This is a genomic window from Bacillus sp. FSL K6-0073 (assembly GCF_038006085.1).
Classification (GTDB): Bacteria; Bacillota; Bacilli; order Bacillales; family Bacillaceae_G; genus Bacillus_A; species Bacillus_A cereus.
The window spans coordinates 160,702-181,034 of the sequence record NZ_JBBOUN010000004.1 but is presented as its reverse complement, the minus strand read 5'-3'; the positions used below and the strand labels follow the sequence as shown (position 1 = coordinate 181,034).

The window sequence follows — 20,333 nt, the reverse complement described above, 5'->3', positions numbered from 1 at the left end:
AAAAGAAGGTGGTCCATATGGAAAATGTAAAATTTCGCAACTTAAATTTATTTGAGTATATTGTTTTTATCCATTCACTGCAATTTGCATCAGGTATGCTGATTATGCCAAGCCCACTTGCCAATACCGCTAGCACAGATGGTTGGATTTCTATTATCTTAGGATGGATGGTTACTTCTATGATTGGGGTACTCATTATTTTAGTATTACAAAAAAACCCTGATAAGAACTTTCTACAGATTCTTACAATGTATTTTGGAAAATGGTTCGGAAGTATATTTTTTATTCTATATATTTTTTATTTATTTTTTGCTGGATTTAACACTATATTAAAAGCAACTGAAATTGTAAAGGTATGGATTTTCCCTTCTACCCCATCTTATCAAATTGTTATATTATTACTGATTCCTTTTATTATTTTAGTAGCAAATGGCATTAGAGGTATTGTTAATTATTCTATGGTGGTTTTTTTCTTTACAGCTTGGATGCCAATATTTCTCATTTTTTCATTACAACAAAATTTTTATCCACTACACCTTTTACCAATCTTAAAAGACGGCTTATATCCTGTTGTACAAGGCGTAAAAGAAACCATTACCCCTTACGCTGGATTAGAAATTGCGTATTTTATATATCCATTTCTAAAACAAAAAGATAAGGCAATAAAAGGAATCATCCTAGCCAATACGGGAACGATGTTCTTTTATTTATATGTTACCATTCTTTCTTATACATACTTTAGTCCTGAAGGTATAAAAACAGTCATTTGGCCTGTATTTCATCTATTAAAAGGGATTCAGTTTTCTTTCTTAGAAAGGTTAGAGATTATATATATTGCTTACTATTTAATAGTGTTTTCTACCACTGTATATCCGTATTTATTTTTCAGCTTACATTCCATAACAAATTTTAAAAATAAGCTAACTAGTAAATTGCTTCCTTTGAGTTCTGTCTTACTAATAGTTATTTTTTTTATCCTTTTTAATCCTGATGTAAGTGAGCTAAAATCCATATATTTTTCTATGGATATTTTAAATTTTATTTTCTTTGTTCTATTACCAATCTTCTTTTACTTTTACAGCATTCTTTTTACTTGGTTTCATAGGAGGGAAGAGTTATGATTCGGAAAAGCATATTTATTGCAATTTGTTGTGTGTATCTAATCGGTTGTAACGAGAGGGTTCCCTTAGAAAAAGCCTCTTTAATTCTCTTAATTGCCCTAGATAAGACAGCTAATGGGCAAATACGGATAGGCACAAGTATCCCCATCTTTCATCCTCAGAAGAAAAATGATACTGTAGAACATTGGGTTCAAGCATCAACTGTATATAATGGAATAAGTAAAATAGATACAAAGTTAACAGGATTCGTCACGTCATCTAAAGCTGAAATCATTTTAATTGGGAAAAATTTCGCACAAGAAGCAAATTGGATAAGGCAACTTGATTCTTCTTATCGAGATCCTTATTCCAACATTAATGCTAAGGTAATACTCATTGATGGATTAGCAGAAGATTTCTTTAAAGTTAAAAGCCTCGATAAACCTGCTCTTCCCTCTTATATCAATAAATTAGTAAACTCTTCTGTTCAAAACAATCAGGCTGTTTCTCCTACAATTGAACAACTAATGCGGGAAAAAAATGAAGAGGGGCTAACACAATCACTGCCTATAATTAAGAAAACGAATGATGAAATTGATACTATAGGAATTGCATTTTTAGATCAGTATGGAAGATACTTAACTAGAATTTCTAAAAAGGATGTGAAGTTGTTCAATCTTTTAAATAAATCAAAAAAAACTGGTCGGATGATACTACACTTAGCTCTTTCTCCTAAAAAGTCAAATCAAAAATCTAACGCTTCTATTCTTGTACAAGATGCAAAAAGAAAGATAAACGTTAATTTTAAAAAAGGGAAGTTTATCTTTAATATACATGTAAACATGAATGTAGCATTAATCGAAAAAACCAATGGGAATCTAATTACGAATCGCTTCGATAATAAGAAAAACATAATTAAATTAGAGCAAGAAATCAAACAAGAGTTGGATAATAAATTACAAAACATATTACAGGATATACAAAAAAACCAAATTGATCCGCTAGGCCTTGCTTTATATGCTAGAGCTTTCCAATATCAAGAATGGAAAAAAGTAAAAAAAGACTGGTTACATGTTTTATCAAAGGCAAAAATAAATGTTAAAACAAATGTTAAAATAATAGATACGGGCACAATTAAAAGTTAAAGTATTTAAGTAACACTTTCACTTGTAGCACAGCAAAAATGAAAGACTATGCAATTAATCTCAAAGAAAAATCTATAGTAAAAGCCCACTCTATTTTAAAAATAGAGTGGGCTTTATCTTTATATTAATCATATGTATACTAGTTAGTTTTATTTAAAAATTCAAGAACCTTGTTGAAAGTATCTTGACCTGCTGAAGTATTCATTTTAAATTGAAATTCATGTCCTAACTTACCAGAAATATTTTTATCAAAGAAAAGACTATCTACTACTACACCTTCACTTTGTAAAGCAGAAACTAATGCTTTCCCTTGATTTTCAAATGATGCAGTATTACCATCCGTTATAAAAGTTGGTGGGTAATTTTTTGTAACATGATCTAAAATTGAGGCTATTTTCGTTTCGTTTAACCCTTCCCAATTTTTTTCACCTAAATACGCCCAACCAGCAGTACGCATAAATTCTTGTATTTCTTTAGTTGATTCTATTTTAGCTAATCCAGACATACTATATGGACCACAAAATAACAATACACCCTTTATTGTTGTAGGGTCAACAATAGGGTCAATTCTAGCTAACTTCGCATATTCTGTAGATGTTTGAATATTTACGAATTGACCAGATATTTGTGCTCCAGCAGAATCTCCTGCAAAATATACACGATCTAATTTCAAGTCATATTTTTTAGTATTTGCTTTTATATATTCATAAGCTTCACCTAATTGCAGTACTGGTGTAGGATATTGTTTTTTAGGAGCAAGAGCATAATTTATATTTACTACTGTATAACCATGAGCTGCCAGTTCTACCGCATAGCCTGTAATATCTGATTTATCTCCTCCGACAAATCCCCCTCCATGCACCCAAAAAATAACAGGAGTTCTTTCTCTATGATTTTTTGGATAAATAATATCTAAAGTACCGTCTGGAAATTTAGAATTATAATTAATGTCCTTAACAATTACTGTTTCTTTTAAGGCATTTTCATAATTGGTGAAGGGTTCAAATACTCCACCCTCAAAAGCTTTTTTGATTAAAAATGCTTTTGGAACTGGTGAAATATTCCAATAACTAATCCCGGCAAAAACTAAAGTTAAAACTATTATAAAAAATATAAACATTCTTTTTCTCCATAAACTTTTAGACTTTTGTTGTTTTATTTTCATTTTAAAACTTTCTCCGTTCCTTATGTGTCTAACTTCAGATTTTCCTACAAAAAATTCTTTTATTCATTTAGTTGCTGTATCGTGTGTTTTGTCTTTTCTAATTGTTTTACTGTCAATTCATATTGAGATGATGAGTAAGTGAAGAAAATAACATCAATTACTAATAGTTGAGCAAATCGAGAACTAGTTGCCGCACTGCGGATTTTCGCCTCAGGTGCGCGAGCCGTAAATAAAGATACGTCTGCTAACTCAGAAATTGGACTAGTTCCTAATCGAGAAAGACTAATTGTTTTTAATTCTAGCCCTTTGGCTACTTTCATTAACTCTATTACATCACTTGTTTCCCCACTATAAGAAATCCCCCAAAATAATGCATTTTCTGATTGCGTAGCCATTGCAACTGCTAACAAATGACGATCTGAAATTGCATAAGCTTGTTTGCCTAAACGAATCCATTTCTGCGCTACATCCTCTGCAATAAGAAAAGATGCACCTACTCCATAAATGTATATAACTTCCGCGCCTTTTAGGAATTCAACTGCTTTTTCAATAGATTTCGTTTCTAATTGCCCCACTGTATCATGAAGGGTTTGTGCTGTATTAGATAATGTTTTATCAATTATCGATTGCACTTTTTCATCAGGTTCAATATCAAAATAACCGACATGATGTATATGCTGTATTTCAGCATATAAACGTGCTTTCAAGTCTGGAAAACCCGTTACCCCTAATGACCGACAAAAGCGAACAACAGCTGCACTACTTGCTTCTGCATCTTTCGCTAATTGATGTATTGTCATTTGAGTTACCTCTTTTGTGTGAGAAAGAATATACTGTGCTATCTTTTTCTCGGAGACAGGTAGTTCATCTAGAACTAATTCTATTTGTGTTCGAATACTATTTACCGTCAATCATTCCAACTTCTTTCCATTTTTTATTTAACTCTATCATTTTATTTCTTCTATAAAAAATTCACCTATTACTCTCACTGGGTTTTACTTACCATTTTACGAATTTTTGTAAATGTAACGAGAACAAGTTTTTGTAATTGAATCTTATCCGATATCTATAGTATACAAAAAAACCTACATTTACGCCTACCGGCATACATCACATATCTAAAGTTGATGTTTCACACCTTCTCGTTTATGAGGAAGGAGTCTACTGTTTTAGAAAGAAAAAAGCACGACTACCCAAAGGGTTAATCATGCTTCAAAAAAATTCCACACTATTATTCTTGTTCCGCCATTGCTTCTTTTGGTACACCAAAGAAATATGTGAGAATAAATCCAGCAGCATAGCCTGCAAATAATCCAATAACATAGTTCAACCATGCTCCGTTTGCAATTAATGGAACTAGTGCCATACCAGAAGGCCCAATTGCAATTGCACCAACTTGTCCTAATAGACCTATAACTGCTCCACCAATACCTCCGCCTATACAAGCGGTAATAAACGGACGTCCTAACGGTAATGTTACACCATAAATAAGTGGTTCACCAATCCCAAGGACACCAACTGGAAGTGCACCTTTTATCATATTTGTTAATGATTTATTCTTTTTACAGCGAACCCATAATGCAACTGCTGCCCCAACTTGCCCAGCACCTGCCATTGAAAGAATAGGAAGTAATTGTGTTGCACCTGTTGAATTAATCATTTCAATATGAATTGGTATTAATACTTGATGTAGACCTAACATAACAAGCGGTAAAAATGCCGCTCCAAGCACAAACCCTGAGAATACACTACCATGTACCAATACCCAATTAATTGCACCAATTAAATTATTTGATATAAAACCAGCAAATGGCATAATCAAGAAAATTGTAATCAATCCCACGATTAACAATACAATTGTTGGTGTAACAATAATGTCTACTGCATCTGGAACAAATTTACGTAATTGTTTTTCGACAATTGATAATATCCAAACAGCTAATAGAACACCAAGTACCCCACCTTGTCCTGGTGATAATGGTTCACCGTTGAATATGTTGTTTATTGGAAGGTTTGATGTCACTCCCGTTAAAAGAGTCACCCCACCAATGACTCCACCTAGAGATGGAGTTGCTCCAAATTCTTTTGCAGCATTAATCCCTACATAAATAACCAAGTAACTAAATATTGCATTTTTAATAACATTAAAAATGGTTACATACTGCTGCCATGTAGCACTATCTAAATTCCCCGCCGTAATATTATTTGATAAAATCGATGCAATACCAGCAATTAAACCCGCTCCAACAAAGGCTGGAATTAAAGGAATGAAGATATTTCCGATTTTTCTTAGAAAAGATTTGAAAGGTGTATTATTCTTTTTCTTTTGTTCGGCCTTTATTTTGGCACCTTTTGTTTGTAAATCTTCAGCAGAAGATGTTGTCGAACTAACAGATTCTTCCTTCCCTTGCGCTACAACAATGTTGAATTGCTCTGCTACTTTTGTAACAACACCTGGCCCAAGAATAATTTGATAGGTCTCATCATCAACAACTCCAAGAACTCCGTTAACTTTTTTTACAGCTTCTTCATTAATTTGATCGCGATTTACCGGTGTGATTCGAAGACGTGTCATACAATTTGTATAAGATAATACATTATTACTTCCACCAATGGCTTCTAATATTTCTAATGCTATATTATTATATTTACTCATGATAAACACCTCGCTCGTTTTGGCTATTTAACTGCTTGACGAATAAAACCTTGAGTCTCTTCTAATCGCTGTATAGCTTCTTCTTTTGAAAAACCTGCTAAGATCATTACAATTGCAATCTTGGGCTTATTATCAGCTTTTGCTAAATATAATTCAGCTGTTTCATAGTCACAGGATGTAGCCTCCATTACAATACGTTTTGCACGCTCTATAAGCTTTTCGTTTGTTAATTGGACGTCTACCATTAAATTCCCATATACTTTTCCTAACCCAATCATGGATGCGGTTGAAAGCATATTACAAATTAGTTTTTGAGAAGTTCCAGATTTCAATCGAGTAGACCCGGTTAATACCTCTGGACCATTATTAACTTCAATCGCAATGTTTGCCTCTTTCCCAATTGCAGAATCTTTATTACAACTTACTGCTATTGTTTGTGCTCCAATAGAATTCGCATATTCTAAACCGCCAATCACATATGGGGTACGTCCACTAGCTGCAATTCCAACTACAACATCTGCATTGATTAGATGAATGTCCTTTAAATCTTGAATTCCTAATTCTTTACTGTCTTCTGCACCTTCTACCGCTTTAATAAAAGCTTTCTCACCGCCAGCAATTAATCCAACTACTTCTTCAGGTTCTGTCCCGAAAGTTGGTGGGCATTCAACAGCATCTAGCAAACCAATGCGACCACTTGTTCCAGCACCAAGATAGATTAAGCGCCCCCCTTTTCTTTTTGCCTCTATAATTGCTTCTACTGCTGTTGCAATTTGCGGGAGTTCCAACTTTACTCTGTCAGCTACTTTTGCATCCTCTTCATTCATGATTGTAAGAAATTCTATTATCGACATCTCATCTAAGTTCATGGTTTTATCATTACGAGCTTCTGTTGTTAAATTTTCTAACATATATACCACCCTTTTTCATGGAAATTTTTTATTTATATCCTTTCACGGAAACGTTTTCTTTATTACAAATATAGAATAGCATTATTGAAACTTAATTTCAATTATTATTTTTTTATTTGAAATTTAATTTCAAAAAATATTAAGTCCTCAGTAAAATGAAGGAGATTTTTTTGTAACATATGCACTCTAATGAGTGTCTTTCACTGATTTAATAACTATCGATGTATAGATAATGAAATGAATTTTCCTTACGCAAATATGTAACTACCAAAGGTTTCTAAAGAAATGAAATAACCTGAATCTATAAAAATATAGAATTCAGGTTTCTTAGTTTTAATGATGATATTAGGAATTTTTCGAAATCCTCCAACTCCTAAGATTTTATTATTATGGTGTATATGGATTTGGAATATTTTTCAATTTTGCAAATATTCTAATACTTATGTGTAAGATGACGTAAATATTTTTATTAAACAAACCCCCAGATCTAAATGCATATGATATACATGCTCAAATTACTTTCACTTCATAATTGTTTTTTCTGTTTATTCCTCAAACATCATTCATACTACCATCAAAATATTCTTGGTTATTATACGTGATAACTAAGTGAAAATAGTAACAGACAGCAACCACAATCTTGTTTGGATCTTTGAGGGAAACTAATTCAGATAATAATTGTTGATTTATTTCCATTTGGAATGATAAATTAATTAGATAATAGCTATTATCTAAATATATTCAAGCCTGAAAGTTCACAGGATTGGAACATTTATCCGAATGCAACTAAACTAAAATAGTAAATGTACTGATACTCTTTCAGCGAATGTATAATGGCCTTTGTTAGGATTTAATGTATAACTGCAAAAATCTTCATAAAGGAGCAGTACCCATCGCTATTAAGCTAAGGTTATGAAGTATCCTCTAATAGGTAGCACCACATCACCATTAAGCTAAGAAATACAAATCCCCCCCAAAACGAAAAAATAAGCTGTCTTCTGTCAAAAATACATGAACTTTTCAGCTTGAGGTGTTATAAAATTCTTAAGTTGCTAAGTTTGGGCAATTCCCCTATACGGATAAAGCGTAAAAAAGTAGTAAAACAAGCGATTATAAAAGTGTTAGTACTGCTATATAAGTAACAAATGTTATATTAGTTAGAACGTACATGCTACTTTAACAGCCTTTTCAAGACCTGTGGCAATAATTTTGTCTGCTTTATCTAGGAATTGGATGTGACCTTCAATCACTACTTTCTCCATATCTTTTACACCGAAGAAGCTCATCCTACTGATAAGAGAGGGAAAATTATTGTTTTGACCGAACGAGGTTGGTTAGTTGTAAAAGCGAAAGAGAAGATACTAACTGAAATTGAACAACGTTGGATTACAAACATAGGTACCGAACAAATGCAAATGTTGAAAGAGGATTTAACTAAATTAGTGTATGAAGCAAATGAATGTAATTTATCACCTAGGTTAAGGCCTGTTTGGTAAATATTGATTTTAAAAGGTGGCCTAACAGCACGCCCATTAACTTAAAAGCTTGAACTCCCCCCACTTTCACTTCGTTTAGAAGTGAGGGATTCCTAAGTAAAGAGTTCTATCGAACTCTAATTGATTAGGCTATCCCCGCAGTCCTTGCGGTTAGAAGCCTTATCGCTTCATTCTTTAGATTGATACTTGCGTTAATATCCCTATCATGGTGTGTACGACAAGAAGGACAGTCCCATTCACGTAGGTTTAGATTTTTAACGTCTTTATTTTGATATCCACAACAAGAACATAATTGGCTGGAAGCAAATGTTTTCGATACGACAATGACTTGTTTGCCATACCATTTTGCTTTGTATTCTAACATTGATCGAAATTGCAACCAAGATACCTCACTAATTGCTTTTGCTAACTTATAATTCTTTAACATATTCGATACTTGCAAATCCTCTATACCGATAACATCGTGGTTTTTGATGATTTCAGTTGAAATTTTGTCCAAGTAATCTTTTCTAGTATTTGATATGTATTCATGAATTCTAGCTACCTTTACTCGTTGTTTATTCCAGCGAGAAGATCCTTTCATTCTTCTAGAAAGAACACGCTGTGCTTTCGCCAACTTATCTTCTAATGATCGGAAAAATTTCGGATTTTCATAGTGTGTTCCATCTGACAAAATAGCGAAATCTTTTAGTCCTACATCTATTCCAATGTAAGAATGTGTTTTCGGAAGTTCTTGTACTTCTGTTTCAACTAATAGTGACACAAAATATCTACCAGAAGGGTTCTGTCTAACTGTAGCATTTACAATACGCCCCTCTACTTCGCGACTTTTGGCAAATCGAACAAGGCCTAGTTTCGGCAACTTTATTTTATTCCCTACAACGGCAATGTTTTCATTTGTTTGTTTTGTAGTATAAGATTGTACGTTGTTCTTCTTAGATTTAAAGCGCGGTGCGCTGTTTTGTTTTTTGAAAAAGCGCGTATAAGCATCCGCAAGGTTGCGAACAGACGACTGAATAGCAATACTATCCACTTCTTTTAGCCAAACAAGCTCTTTCTTCATGGCAGGTAGTTTGGCAGAGCATATACCATAGGTCAAGCCTTTTCCTGTCTCTTTGTATGCGTGATCCCATAGGGATAGGAAATGATTGAATACAAAGCGAGAACACCCAATCGTTTTGTTGATTAAAATTGCTTGTGCTTGATTTGGATAGATACGAAACTTATAGGCTTTATTAATCATTATTTGATTCACCTCCATTTCGGTATATGACTATTATACACCAAACGTACATTCGATAGGTAGTGGAGTAATACTTTCTATATGTCGAACAATTAAGATGGCTTCCTGCCATCCCTTGTTCGAAGCCAATTCATCTCCCACCTACTCACTGGACTGTGACCCTTCATGCTCCTTGAGGAAGGAGTCTTCTTGGCTAAAATGATAAATAAAACATTATATTTTATAAAGGGGCCTATATGATGGGAATTATTGTGATTTGTAATTGCTGTAATAGAAGAAAGGGCACTCATCCTTTTACATTTTTACCCTATGAAGAAACTGATTACTATTGTGAGAACTGTTATAATGATCTGGTTCTTATACAAATGCATGAAGAAAATTCAGATAAAAACATTATTCATTTGACACATAAAGATCAAAAATAATACACTTGCAAGTGTATTAACGGAAGAGAATTTATGAAACAAAAAAGTATTCATAGTGTTTGTAATATAAGTATGATCCCTGAATTGTATATTAATGAAACATTTGTAGACGGGATAGAAATATTTTTTGTTACACAAACTGGCCGACTGTACTTTTTTCACTACAAACTGATAACTTAACAGGTGGGTAGAAAGTGATGAGTATACTGGACCAGATATGACTGATTTCGAATTTAACATTTTTTGTAATAATTTCCTTTCATCATATCTAAAACAGATTTATATGCTTAGTGACAAGGTCGATCAAACTATATAAGCAGATGATCCATTCTACTCATTCGCCATATTATGCATAATAATCTATAAAATACGTATCTATAAATTAAAGATCTAAAAAAGAAAAAAATCTGAAACTCCTTCTGACGTAAGGAGTTTCAGATTTTTTTATTTTAGTAATACCCTTTGCAACAAGTTGCCATTAGGATAGTGTATCAGCAACTTGTAGCTATTACTATGAATGCTAGATTCCTCAAAATTATTCCATATTTTTTCATTATATTTATATTATTCTATGCTTTGTTCTAAATTATAATTCCATATTTATGGACAAAAGTTTAAATTTATGGAATTTTGTACAAGCTATTTATACATCATTCTTAATTAGGAGGGATTCTTTATGTTTGGTCTAGGAAAAAAAGAACTCCATTTGGTGAGTATTTAGATCACAGAGGAATCAAACAACAATGGCTTGTACAAAGAACTGGATTAAGTAAATCTCTGATAAGTGATTTAGCAAATAAAAAGGATCGTATTCCCACTTTAACATCTGCAACTAAAATCATTAGAATACTAAAAAAATTTGATAAGCATATTGATTATCAAGATTTTTGGAATATTGATATTTAAAACTTCTAGAATGTACTACACATCTAATTGTCTCTAATCCAATCGTGTAGATTACTAAAAACATAGATTTTTTCCTTTACAACTATTGATTATTTAACACTTATAATACAAAAATTACTTTTATTAAAAGGCATATAAACTTCTATTTAGCTCTGTTCATATCCCCACTCAAAATAATTAATGATTACATCCCACTTCATTTTTGACAAATCAATTCTTTAATAACATTTTTTGTTAGAAAATCTAAATTTCGTTGTTTTTATTCAGAAGCCTTAATATACATTTGATATTATTCTAAAATTTATAGCGCACTATTCGAACATTTTGTGAAAATCACCAAAAAACATCACAAACTACTAGTAGTAGGTATTAATTTCCTGTGTTTGTTCCAAACACCGTGTTAAACTGAAGGTGTTTAACAGATCTACTCTAATAACATTAATGAAATGGGGTATTTACTTGAACTTTCCACAATTAAAAATCGGGCATATGATGCCAAAGGTCCCAATTCTACAGGGAGGAATGGGCGTAGGCATTTCATTAAGTAAACTTGCATCTGCAGTTGCAAATGCTGGAGGAATTGGGATTATATCAGGAACTGGTATTTCCATAGATGAAATGAGAATGCATATTAGGAAGGCGAAAGAAAAGATTCGGAATACTGGTTATATTGGAGTAAATGTCCTTTTTGCAATGAATGATTTTGCTGAAAAAATGAAAGCAGCCATTGAGGAAAAAGTTGATTTCATCATATCTGGTGCTGGCATTTCACGAGATATGTATACTTGGGGGAAAAATGCCGGCATACCAGTTATTTCAATAGTTTCCTCAGCCAAACTCGCTAAATTATCTGAACGATTGGGTGCGGCTGCTGTTGTAGTAGAGGGGCATGAAGCAGGAGGACATCTGGGTACCGAGCGACCTTTATTCGATATATTACCGGAAGTAGTTGCAGCAGTCGAAATTCCCGTAATTGCTGCTGGAGGAATTATGACTGGGAAAGATATTGCTCATGCCTTAAAAATGGGTGCATCTGGTGTGCAAATGGGTACAAGATTCGTTGCAAGTAATGAGTGTGACGCACCACTATCCTTTAAGGAAAAATATATAAATGCTCGATTAGAAGATACTATATTAGTCAAAACAACTGTCGGTCTCCAAGGTCGTGCGGTTAAAAATAACTTTACTAAATTAATAGCTGATAATAATAAAAAAATAAAAATAAAAAAGTGTATAAATTGCTTAAAAAACTGTTCTTATCGTTTCTGCACGCTAGATTCTTTGATAACCTCTATGGATGGTGATTGTGAAAATGGTCTTGTTTTCGCAGGTGCACGAGTAAATGAAGTCAAAGAGATTTTGCCCGTCCAAACAATTATTAACAATATTATGATGGAATATAGAGCATGTATTTAAGGTAGCATCCATGTATAGTTCTTTAAAAAATATTTAATGTTGTAAATTCTTATTTTCCTGACGATACATCAACTAATAATTATGGGCATTATTGATCATAAAAAAGAACACCTACAAATGCTGTAGGTGCTCTTTTTTATTTATAATTGGATAATTTCTCTTATTTCTTCTATAGGTAACTTCGTAAATTTCGCAATATCCTCTACAGACATTCCGTTTTTATACATACCACATACCAATTGTATACGCTCGGCTTTTTTCCCTTCTTCAATACCCTTTTCAATACCTTTTTTAATTCCTTGCTCCTCTGCATGAGCAAACTTTGCAGCTTCATCCATTAAGGTTTTTTCCCTCGCTTCATAGGCTTGTCTGAAAGTCGAATCTTGACTCATTCGCTCCCACTTATTCATTGCTTTTTGTAAAATCGGATCTTGATTCATCGCAATGTCCTCCAATGTTTGAGTTAAGTGTTCATCTTCATTTGCCGGAAGTAACAGCAGCCAACGAACAAATGAATCTTCCCACGGATTAACTTTCTCTTCCCGCCATTGTTCCATTAGTTTAGGAAGCTCTATAACATGAATCTCTATATCATCACTAAACTGCTTTTGCTGTTGTATATTCCATAGCTTTCCCGTTGTATGAAATTCCTCATATTCAGGGGAAAGTACGAAGTTCAACAAATTAATAGTAATTGTTTTACGAAGAGAGCTGTACGGCATCCCTTTTTGTAACTGTGAAGTATATAATTTACCCCAGTAATACAAACTTCGTTTAATCATGTCGTGATTATTATTCAGCTGAATTTCTACGTTTACTTTAGTACCCGTGTCTAATGTGGCTGAGACATCTAAAATTGATAATTTATCATCCTCATGTTCTCGATGTAAATGTGGATCCTCTAATTGTAGCGACATAATAGGTGATTCTAATGAATTCTTTAGCATGGCATTTAAAAATGTGATAAGAATATCCTCACTACCACTTGTCCCAAATAATTGCTTAAAAGCAAAATCAATTCGTAAATTTACTAATGACATGGTCATGACTTTCCTCTTTCTGTCTAAGAAACTCTCTTTTCTTTATTGTACATAAAAATTAGGTAATCATGCAAATAGGAACATTTACAAAAGATAGCGCTATCATTCTTTTCAAAAATATATATTCACTAGAAGATAGAGGTAAAATTAATAGTTAATTTGGTGAATTATAACATATATTATCTTTAAATAATACTCATTTGAAAAATGGATTATTCGTGACATAATTGTTAAATTTAGGGATATAAAAAGGCTTTCTATATAAAAAATAGAAAGGTGATGGTGTACGGATAAAATATAAGGGGGATTTATATTATGTTTTCAAAAAAACAAAAATTAGTAACAGTGGTTACCACTCTGACGCTAGGATGTGGATTAGTTTTCGGATTAACTCCTACTTCCGCAGATTCTATAAGTAATCCTATTAAGGAAGAACAAGTAAGAATACAGATACCTTTTACTGGATATGTTATTTCAGCAGATGATAATTATTTAGTTGTAGCTGACACTAATACAAAAGAGGAGGCACTTTCTTATCAAAATAATTGGTGGGAATTAGCTTCTCAGAATAAAATTTTACGTGTTCCTATTACTAGCAAGGATAACTATAGCGTAGGTGAAAAACTAAATATATTTTCCGTAGGATGGACTCACTCTATTCCACCAATCGCTGTTATGCCTGTTATCGAAAAAATAATTGAATAAATTATATATTTTTTACAAAAGAAGATAGCCATTACAAATGGCTATCTTCTTTTAAACTCATTTATTCTAAATTGGACTAAAGAATTCTTGTTTGTAACTATCTTTATAAATTTATGCTATAACAACACTTGTGCACTTTTTTATTTACTGAACCATGTCTTGTTCTTCCTTCTTCATAGCTCTAATGGATTGAGCTACTTTAACCATCATAGAACATTCTATTCTCTTGCGGAAGATTTTACAGCTGAACTCATGTGTTCCCTTAAGAGAACCCGTTGCATGTATTGTATTAGCTGGACAACCGCCACTACAGTAAAGCTGTGCCCAACATTCCTGACATTCCGGTTTTGAATAGCAATTATTCTCCTTAAATTGAGACTGTATCTCTGTTTTTGTAATGCCATCCCAGATATTCCCCATACTATATTCTTCTTCCCCAACAAACTGATGACAAGGAAATATCTCCCCCCATGGGGTAATAGCTAGATATTCAGTCCCAGAACCGCAACCAGAAATTCTCTTTTGAACGCACGGACCTTCTGAAAGGTCGAGCATGTAATGATAAAATGTAAAACCATTTCCTTTTTCCTCAGGGTTTAGCATTTCTTTCGAGAGAATTTCATACTGATTGTAAATTTCCAGCAGGTCTTCTTCACAGAGCGCATATGGTTCTTGCGGATTACAGATAACAGGTTCCATTGAGATTTTGTTAAAACCTAAGTCAGCGATGTGATAAATATCATTGGTAAAATCAACATTATTATGGGTATAGGTTCCACGTACATAGTATTCTTTATCTCCACGCTTCTCAACAAACTCCTGGAACTTTGGAACGATATGATTATAGCTACCTTTCCCATTGACAGTTTTACGAAGATAATCATGAACTTTTTTTCTTCCATCAAGGCTTAATACAACATTGTGCATTTCTTGATTTAAGAATTCAGTAATTTCATCATTAAGCAACATACCATTTGTAGTAAAGGTAAAACGAAAAGTTTTTTTGTACTCTTTTTCTTTATTCCTTGCATAGGCGACAATCTGTTTGACAGTCTTCCACGCCATGAGTGGCTCCCCACCAAAAAAATCAACATCGAGATTTCGATGATTACCTGAGTTTTCTAATAGAAAATCTATGGCTCTTTTTCCAACCTCAAAACTCATTATAGCTCTATTTCCATTGTATTTTCCTTGGCTAGCAAAGCAGTATTCACACGACAGATTACATGTATGCGCGACATTAAGGCAAAGAGCCTTTACATAAGTGGGACGATTTATCAAATCAATTGAAAGGTCCTTATAATCATCCTCGGTAAAAAGCTTCCCATCTTTTTTTAATTCTTCAATATCCGCAATTGTTTCTCGAATTTCCTTCTTGGAAACGTGGATATCATATTTATACTTTTCCTGCATTATTGAATGGATTTCTTCCATAGGAGTATTCTGATATAGCATAATTATTTCATAAGCAAGATCGTCAACGACATGTACGGATCCGCTATAAGTATCTAACACGATATTGTATCCATTTAATTTATATTGATGAATCATACTGGATAACCAAACTCCTTTTTCATAAAGATTGCCACCTAAATAAAATATAATTGAATACTATACTTCTTATTTCCTATCTATTTATTGTATTTTCACACTTTTGATTTGCAACTCCACATGAGGTTTTACAAGCAGACTGACAAGATGTCTGACATGCACCACACCCACCATGTTTTATAGTATCTTGCAGTTTACAAGTGCTCAGTGTTATAATTCTTTTCATTGTTTATAACCTCCCTTTGAAATAATTTTGAAGAACTAAGGTATATATTTGTGAAAAAAATCACAATCATATACCTTAGTTCTTCAATTTCCCACAAATTATTACTAATATACTTATATATTAACAAGCTACTTTATTTTACTTTCCTTTCTTTTAACCTTAATTTAAAATATCACGAGAAGATTAAATATTATCTATTTAACAGTTACATATCGCAAAGCTACATATAGAATAATATTTATTGTAATTATTTATACATTTATAAATACGGTACGTGAAATTACAACATTTATCTTATAAAAAATATGGGCGTTTATAACTTTGTGCTACAACTATAAAAAGTCAATCCCATTGGAATTGACCTTTTATAAACTGTGGCAACAGAAGGATGTCTAAAAACTAGGATTTGATATTGTAGCATTTCACTTGTGAAAAGTATAACATGATTAACTAAGAATAGATGTGTCAATCCTTGGAACATTGGTTATAAGTTAATTTTTCAAGTATATATAATATTTAATGGGCCGATAGAATTCATCATACATCACTATCAATAATTAACGCTTTTTTAATAATGGCTCTGTTAATGTTGAATGTTGATAAAAAGTATTAAATATGGGAAGACACCTTAGAGTTGGTGCTTCCCTTAGTTGTTGATTATTCATATTCAAATCTAAAATAGGTATTTTCTAAGCCCATTCTTTGCTTTAATGTTTTGCCCAAAGCATAATTATTCGGCAATTCTTTTTCAATGACACAAATAATATAACCTGCTTTTCCTGTTGTTAAATTAGTTAGTTGTAAGTAGTTATCGTTGTCGTAGATATAAGAAATAATGTATTCGTAGAAATCATTTTCTTTGTCTTCTCTATTCATACCAACATTGTACAACCTAACTCTTGCCCCTGCCCAAATTTCCTCCTCATCATTAACATTACTTAAAGGTATCCATTTCGAGTTATCCAATATTTCACCCTTTTCTTTATTCGTTCGTTTATACACTGAATTTTGACAGAGGAAGAAGGTTCAACATAGCGTTTTACCCATTGAAACACTTGCTCTTTCTCTGTGTGTGACAAATTGCCAATATGTTTCAATAGATTACTGAACGCTTTGCTCAACCTTAAACACCTCCCGAATGTTTGTTCTTATACAATTGTACTAAGATTTCGGATAGGTTTCAAATATCAACATTTACCTTTAACAGAGCCTTAATAATAAAAAAGATGTCCAAAAAAATTATATTTTTTAGACATCCTTTTAATCTATTTTATTAATAATCCCGTAGGAGTAACTTGATATGTTTTTTTCTTACCCACAAATTCCTTTTTACTATTCTCAAGATTAGTAAGTGTGGCACGTGTCTTTTCCTTTTGTGCTTCTCCCTCTATATGAGTAAACTCAATATAATCTCCTACTTTGACGGGAACGGTTTGGCTCTCAGCAGCTTGTTGTCTATTTCCTACAATTTCGTTATTGTACAAAATATTGCCCGATGAATTTTGAACTTTAATGCTTGCATACGTACTATTAAAATAGGAATGAGGTATACCCACTTCTATTTTAATCTGCATTTTTTCTGTTGCTTTGTTATACTCTACTTTTGCGATTTCTCGATCATTATATCCCTTTAAAGACCACGCAAATTGATTTCCATCTAAAACTGTTGTTTCTGGCATTTTCTCTACTTTCTTTAGGCCTTCTTTTGTAACTTGATATCTTGCTGTTTTTCCAATGGTTTCATTTTTGTTATTTTCAAGGTTAATTAAAGTTGCTCGCGTTTTTTCCTTTGTTGCTTCTCCTTCTATATGGGTAAATTCAATGTAATCCCCTATCTTAACGGGCACAGTTTGGCTTTCAGCATTTTGTTGTTTATTTCCCACGATTTCCTTATTGTACAGAACGTTACCAGAAGAATTCTGGACCTTAATACTCGCATACGTACTAGCAAAATAGGAATGTGGTACACCTGCTTCTAGTTTTACCTTCATCCCTTCTACCGTTTTATCATAATCTACTTTTGCAATTTCTCTATCACTATATCCTTTTAATGACCATGCAAACTGGTTTCCTTCTAAAATTGTTGCTTCTGGCATTTTTTCTACTTTCTTCAGGCCTTCCTTTGTAACTTCGTATATGGCTTTTTTTCCAAAGCTCTCTTGTTTACTATTATCTACATTTGTAAAAGTAGCTCTATGTACACCTTCTAGATGTGTTAACTCTATATAATCGCCTACTTTGACTGGAACTTTTTGCGATTCAGCATTTTGCTGTTTGTTTCCATAAATCTCTTTGTTATAGACCACTTTACCTGATGTGTTTTGCACTTTAATACTTGCATATGTACTATCAAAGTAGTTATGTGGTACACCTGCTTTTAGATCAATTTGCATTTCTTCTGTTGATTTATTTAAATTTACTTTTGCGAATTCAAAATCTCCAATCCCTTTCAGCGACCATGCAAACTGGTTTCCTTCTAAAATATTATTTACATTAGGCATATCTAGTTTAATTGGATTAGAATCCGTCCCCTTCCAAATCTCTGCTGTTAAAATTGGATATCCTAATGCAGCTACTTTTTGAATGGTATCGTTATTTGGACGTAATCCCCACTTCTCAAAGAAAGGAATCAAATTTTGTTTGGCTACTTTTGATGCTGAAATCATAAATAATTGTTTTTTATTTTCATCAGTTTGTGGAAGTTCACTTGAAGGCATGTCTCTATACAATTGATGCAATGTAGGATAGAAATCCTCTCCATACGCTAACTGTAGTTGCCAAAGCATAACAAGCTTTACAAAAACATCGCTAATTTCATCATAATTTTTATTCACTTGTTCTAGATATTGAAATGCTTTTGGATAAATTCCACTTTTCTCTAAGTTGGATGGTTGATTAAATGCTTTTTCTACAGAAAGGCTGTATATATTATTTTGTACTTCTGTCATATTATAAAACTTCCAGGGCGATTGTTGTCTCAAATGTCCTGCCTCATGCCAAGGGCCCCAACCATCTGTTATAAATTTATTAATATCTAACACGTATTGGATTGCATCTCCTACATATGCTGTTCGATAAGAAGTTGCATACATATAATAATCAGGAGAATGATTTTCTTCTACGTAATGAACATAATGTTTATCTACTTGTTCTTCAGATAATCCAGCTACTTTGTCTTGAATTCGAGTAGCTTCATCCATCTTTTTTAAGAGTTGTACAGGATCTGTATTAGAACCCAACAAATATTTCTTAACACGTGCAGGGCTGGCCGTAATTAATACACGTTCGCCTTTTAACTCCACTGCATTTGCATTAGGATATTGGTCCAGCATGTTTATTAAATCTTGTTTCGTATGCTTTCCTAGTTCAAAGAAAGGCGTAGTCGTTCCACCTGTTGTGACTGTTGTTCGAATGGTGCCACCTTGTTGTTTATTATAAAAATAAATCATCCCCCATTTGGAGATTGAATGGTGTTTATACCGGGTTTTAATGTAAATGATTTTATTTTAGAATCTTCTCTCCAAGAAGCATCATACGAATATGTTCCAATATATACCTGAATATCTTGATTACCTTCTACATTAATCGTTATTTGTTCATTTGGTTTTGCATATAAACCAGTGGGTTCATATGGGCTAAATGCCATATTTTTTCTTTCCTGTTGTTTCAGTCCCTCAACATCCCCTTCCCCTGGGACTGTATATGTTCTATTTTCTGATTTAACTGGATTTTTATCTTGCAGTGATGTCGATAAATTTTTTTGCTGCTGCTTTTCCTCTGCAAAGATATCTGGTGAAGAAGCCATTCCAGAAGCAAGTATAGTTAATGTTGCAGTAGCTACAAGTATTCTTTTGGTTTTATGCTTTGATTTATTCCCCATAGTATCTCCCTCTCATTTCCTTGATAAATTTAAAAGTTTTCATTTCTCTAGCATGTGCTTACGTGCAAGAACAGTTCATGAACTTGTATTTATTACTTTTTACATAGTCCTCCCTTTATTCTGTTTATAATTATATTTAGATGTTATTTTATGACACATATAAATACAACTTTATAAAATATCTATCAAAAACGAGTATTTATGTTTTGATCTAGTATTTCTAACTGTCTTACAAATCAAGTAAACTACACAAAGGTAGTCATTTCGTGTGAATAATACTTTAAATCTAATTAATTACAGACTAATAATTCACAAAAAATTTATATTATATAAAATTTAAGAAAGTAAATAGCTATAGGCTGATTTGTCATATATATATTAATACCGCTAAATCATTTACTACCACCCAAATACTTCATTCATTTTTCTCTTATAGTTTAAGTTTGTAAGTTATTGGGCAATAAAAAC

General features: G+C 32.7%; 13 protein-coding genes and 5 pseudogenes. 6 read left to right on the top strand and 12 right to left on the bottom strand.

The window, feature by feature from the left end; all coding sequences use genetic code 11:
- The first annotated feature begins 17 nt into the window (after window positions 1-17).
- Window positions 18-1,121: a GerAB/ArcD/ProY family transporter gene (locus tag MHB52_RS34970; protein WP_061664850.1), complete on the top strand. Its 1,104-nt coding sequence runs from the start codon at window positions 18-20 to the stop codon at window positions 1,119-1,121.
- On the top strand, window positions 1,118-2,245 hold the full coding sequence (locus MHB52_RS34965; RefSeq protein WP_061664849.1) for a Ger(x)C family spore germination protein: 1,128 nt from the start codon (window positions 1,118-1,120) through the stop codon (window positions 2,243-2,245). Before MHB52_RS34970 ends, MHB52_RS34965 begins: the two co-directional genes overlap by 4 nt.
- A gap of 139 nt (window positions 2,246-2,384) precedes the next feature.
- Here the strand turns inward: MHB52_RS34965 and MHB52_RS34960 are convergent, their stop codons facing one another.
- The 5 genes and pseudogenes from MHB52_RS34960 to MHB52_RS34940 form a co-directional block, all read right to left on the bottom strand.
- Entirely contained in the window at window positions 2,385-3,410 is a 1,026-nt protein-coding gene (locus MHB52_RS34960) for an alpha/beta hydrolase (protein ID WP_061664848.1), read from the bottom strand.
- 59 nt (window positions 3,411-3,469) lie between these two features.
- Window positions 3,470-4,321 carry a MurR/RpiR family transcriptional regulator gene (locus MHB52_RS34955; RefSeq protein WP_061664847.1) on the bottom strand — a complete coding sequence of 284 codons (852 nt, stop codon included), beginning with the start codon at window positions 4,319-4,321 and terminating at the stop codon, window positions 3,470-3,472.
- 320 nt (window positions 4,322-4,641) lie between these two features.
- Complete coding sequence (locus MHB52_RS34950) at window positions 4,642-6,066, bottom strand: PTS transporter subunit EIIC (protein WP_061664846.1); 1,425 nt, start codon at window positions 6,064-6,066, stop codon at window positions 4,642-4,644.
- 23 nt (window positions 6,067-6,089) lie between these two features.
- Window positions 6,090-6,977, bottom strand: coding sequence for an N-acetylmuramic acid 6-phosphate etherase (gene murQ / locus MHB52_RS34945; protein ID WP_061664845.1), 888 nt, complete (start codon window positions 6,975-6,977; stop codon window positions 6,090-6,092).
- 1,157 nt (window positions 6,978-8,134) lie between these two features.
- Window positions 8,135-8,269, bottom strand: a pseudogene (locus MHB52_RS34940) (ACP phosphodiesterase); the annotation flags it as partial.
- On the opposite strand from MHB52_RS34940, the pseudogene MHB52_RS34935 reads away from it, so the two are divergent.
- Window positions 8,255-8,473: pseudogene (locus MHB52_RS34935) on the top strand (MarR family winged helix-turn-helix transcriptional regulator); the annotation flags it as partial. The pseudogenes MHB52_RS34940 and MHB52_RS34935 overlap by 15 nt on opposite strands.
- A gap of 124 nt (window positions 8,474-8,597) precedes the next feature.
- Here MHB52_RS34935 and tnpB read toward each other — a convergent pair.
- A complete protein-coding gene (tnpB, locus tag MHB52_RS34930) occupies window positions 8,598-9,716 on the bottom strand; it encodes an IS200/IS605 family element RNA-guided endonuclease TnpB (RefSeq protein WP_340769135.1) in 1,119 nt (372 codons plus the stop codon).
- A 1,101-nt stretch (window positions 9,717-10,817) separates the two neighbouring features.
- On the opposite strand from tnpB, the pseudogene MHB52_RS34925 reads away from it, so the two are divergent.
- Both MHB52_RS34925 and MHB52_RS34920 read left to right on the top strand, forming a co-directional pair.
- Window positions 10,818-11,047 (top strand): annotated as a pseudogene (locus MHB52_RS34925) (helix-turn-helix domain-containing protein).
- Window positions 11,048-11,488: 441 nt separating this feature from the next.
- Window positions 11,489-12,463 (top strand): NAD(P)H-dependent flavin oxidoreductase, encoded by a 975-nt coding sequence (locus MHB52_RS34920; RefSeq protein WP_080451744.1) that lies wholly within the window; start codon window positions 11,489-11,491, stop codon window positions 12,461-12,463.
- Window positions 12,464-12,603: 140 nt separating this feature from the next.
- On the opposite strand, the gene MHB52_RS34915 is transcribed toward MHB52_RS34920, so the two are convergent.
- A complete protein-coding gene (locus tag MHB52_RS34915) occupies window positions 12,604-13,509 on the bottom strand; it encodes an Rpn family recombination-promoting nuclease/putative transposase (protein WP_053512732.1) in 906 nt (301 codons plus the stop codon).
- A 309-nt stretch (window positions 13,510-13,818) separates the two neighbouring features.
- Between MHB52_RS34915 and MHB52_RS34910 the strand changes: the two genes are divergently transcribed.
- Window positions 13,819-14,208 (top strand): DUF3221 domain-containing protein, encoded by a 390-nt coding sequence (locus MHB52_RS34910; RefSeq protein WP_061664907.1) that lies wholly within the window; start codon window positions 13,819-13,821, stop codon window positions 14,206-14,208.
- Window positions 14,209-14,352: 144 nt separating this feature from the next.
- Here the strand turns inward: MHB52_RS34910 and scfB are convergent, their stop codons facing one another.
- The 5 genes and pseudogenes from scfB to MHB52_RS34885 form a co-directional block, all read right to left on the bottom strand.
- Window positions 14,353-15,759, bottom strand: a complete 1,407-nt coding sequence (scfB, locus tag MHB52_RS34905) for a thioether cross-link-forming SCIFF peptide maturase (protein WP_061664908.1) — start codon at window positions 15,757-15,759, stop codon at window positions 14,353-14,355.
- A gap of 76 nt (window positions 15,760-15,835) precedes the next feature.
- Window positions 15,836-15,985, bottom strand: coding sequence for a six-cysteine ranthipeptide SCIFF (gene scfA / locus MHB52_RS34900; protein WP_000821352.1), 150 nt, complete (start codon window positions 15,983-15,985; stop codon window positions 15,836-15,838).
- Between the two features lie 657 nt (window positions 15,986-16,642).
- On the bottom strand, window positions 16,643-16,933 hold the full coding sequence (locus tag MHB52_RS34895; protein WP_033716998.1) for a hypothetical protein: 291 nt from the start codon (window positions 16,931-16,933) through the stop codon (window positions 16,643-16,645).
- A 20-nt stretch (window positions 16,934-16,953) separates the two neighbouring features.
- Window positions 16,954-17,106 (bottom strand): annotated as a pseudogene (locus tag MHB52_RS34890) (IS1595 family transposase); the annotation flags it as partial.
- A 144-nt stretch (window positions 17,107-17,250) separates the two neighbouring features.
- Window positions 17,251-19,865, bottom strand: a pseudogene (locus MHB52_RS34885) (putative mucin/carbohydrate-binding domain-containing protein).
- Window positions 19,866-20,333: the final 468 nt, after the last annotated feature.

Bases quoted from the DNA above. Each gene is read 5' to 3' on its own strand.
- MHB52_RS34970 (WP_061664850.1), top strand. From the start codon at position 18: ATGGAAAATGTAAAATTTCGCAACTTAAATTTATTTGAGTATATTGTT.
- MHB52_RS34965 (WP_061664849.1), top strand. From the start codon at position 1,118: ATGATTCGGAAAAGCATATTTATTGCAATTTGTTGTGTGTATCTAATC.
- MHB52_RS34960 (WP_061664848.1), bottom strand. From the start codon at position 3,410: ATGAAAATAAAACAACAAAAGTCTAAAAGTTTATGGAGAAAAAGAATG.
- MHB52_RS34950 (WP_061664846.1), bottom strand. From the start codon at position 6,066: ATGAGTAAATATAATAATATAGCATTAGAAATATTAGAAGCCATTGGT.
- murQ (WP_061664845.1), bottom strand. From the start codon at position 6,977: ATGTTAGAAAATTTAACAACAGAAGCTCGTAATGATAAAACCATGAAC.
- tnpB (WP_340769135.1), bottom strand. From the start codon at position 9,716: ATGATTAATAAAGCCTATAAGTTTCGTATCTATCCAAATCAAGCACAA.
- MHB52_RS34920 (WP_080451744.1), top strand. From the start codon at position 11,489: ATGAAATGGGGTATTTACTTGAACTTTCCACAATTAAAAATCGGGCAT.
- MHB52_RS34915 (WP_053512732.1), bottom strand. From the start codon at position 13,509: ATGACCATGTCATTAGTAAATTTACGAATTGATTTTGCTTTTAAGCAA.
- MHB52_RS34910 (WP_061664907.1), top strand. From the start codon at position 13,819: ATGTTTTCAAAAAAACAAAAATTAGTAACAGTGGTTACCACTCTGACG.
- scfB (WP_061664908.1), bottom strand. From the start codon at position 15,759: ATGATTCATCAATATAAATTAAATGGATACAATATCGTGTTAGATACT.
- scfA (WP_000821352.1), bottom strand. From the start codon at position 15,985: ATGAAAAGAATTATAACACTGAGCACTTGTAAACTGCAAGATACTATA.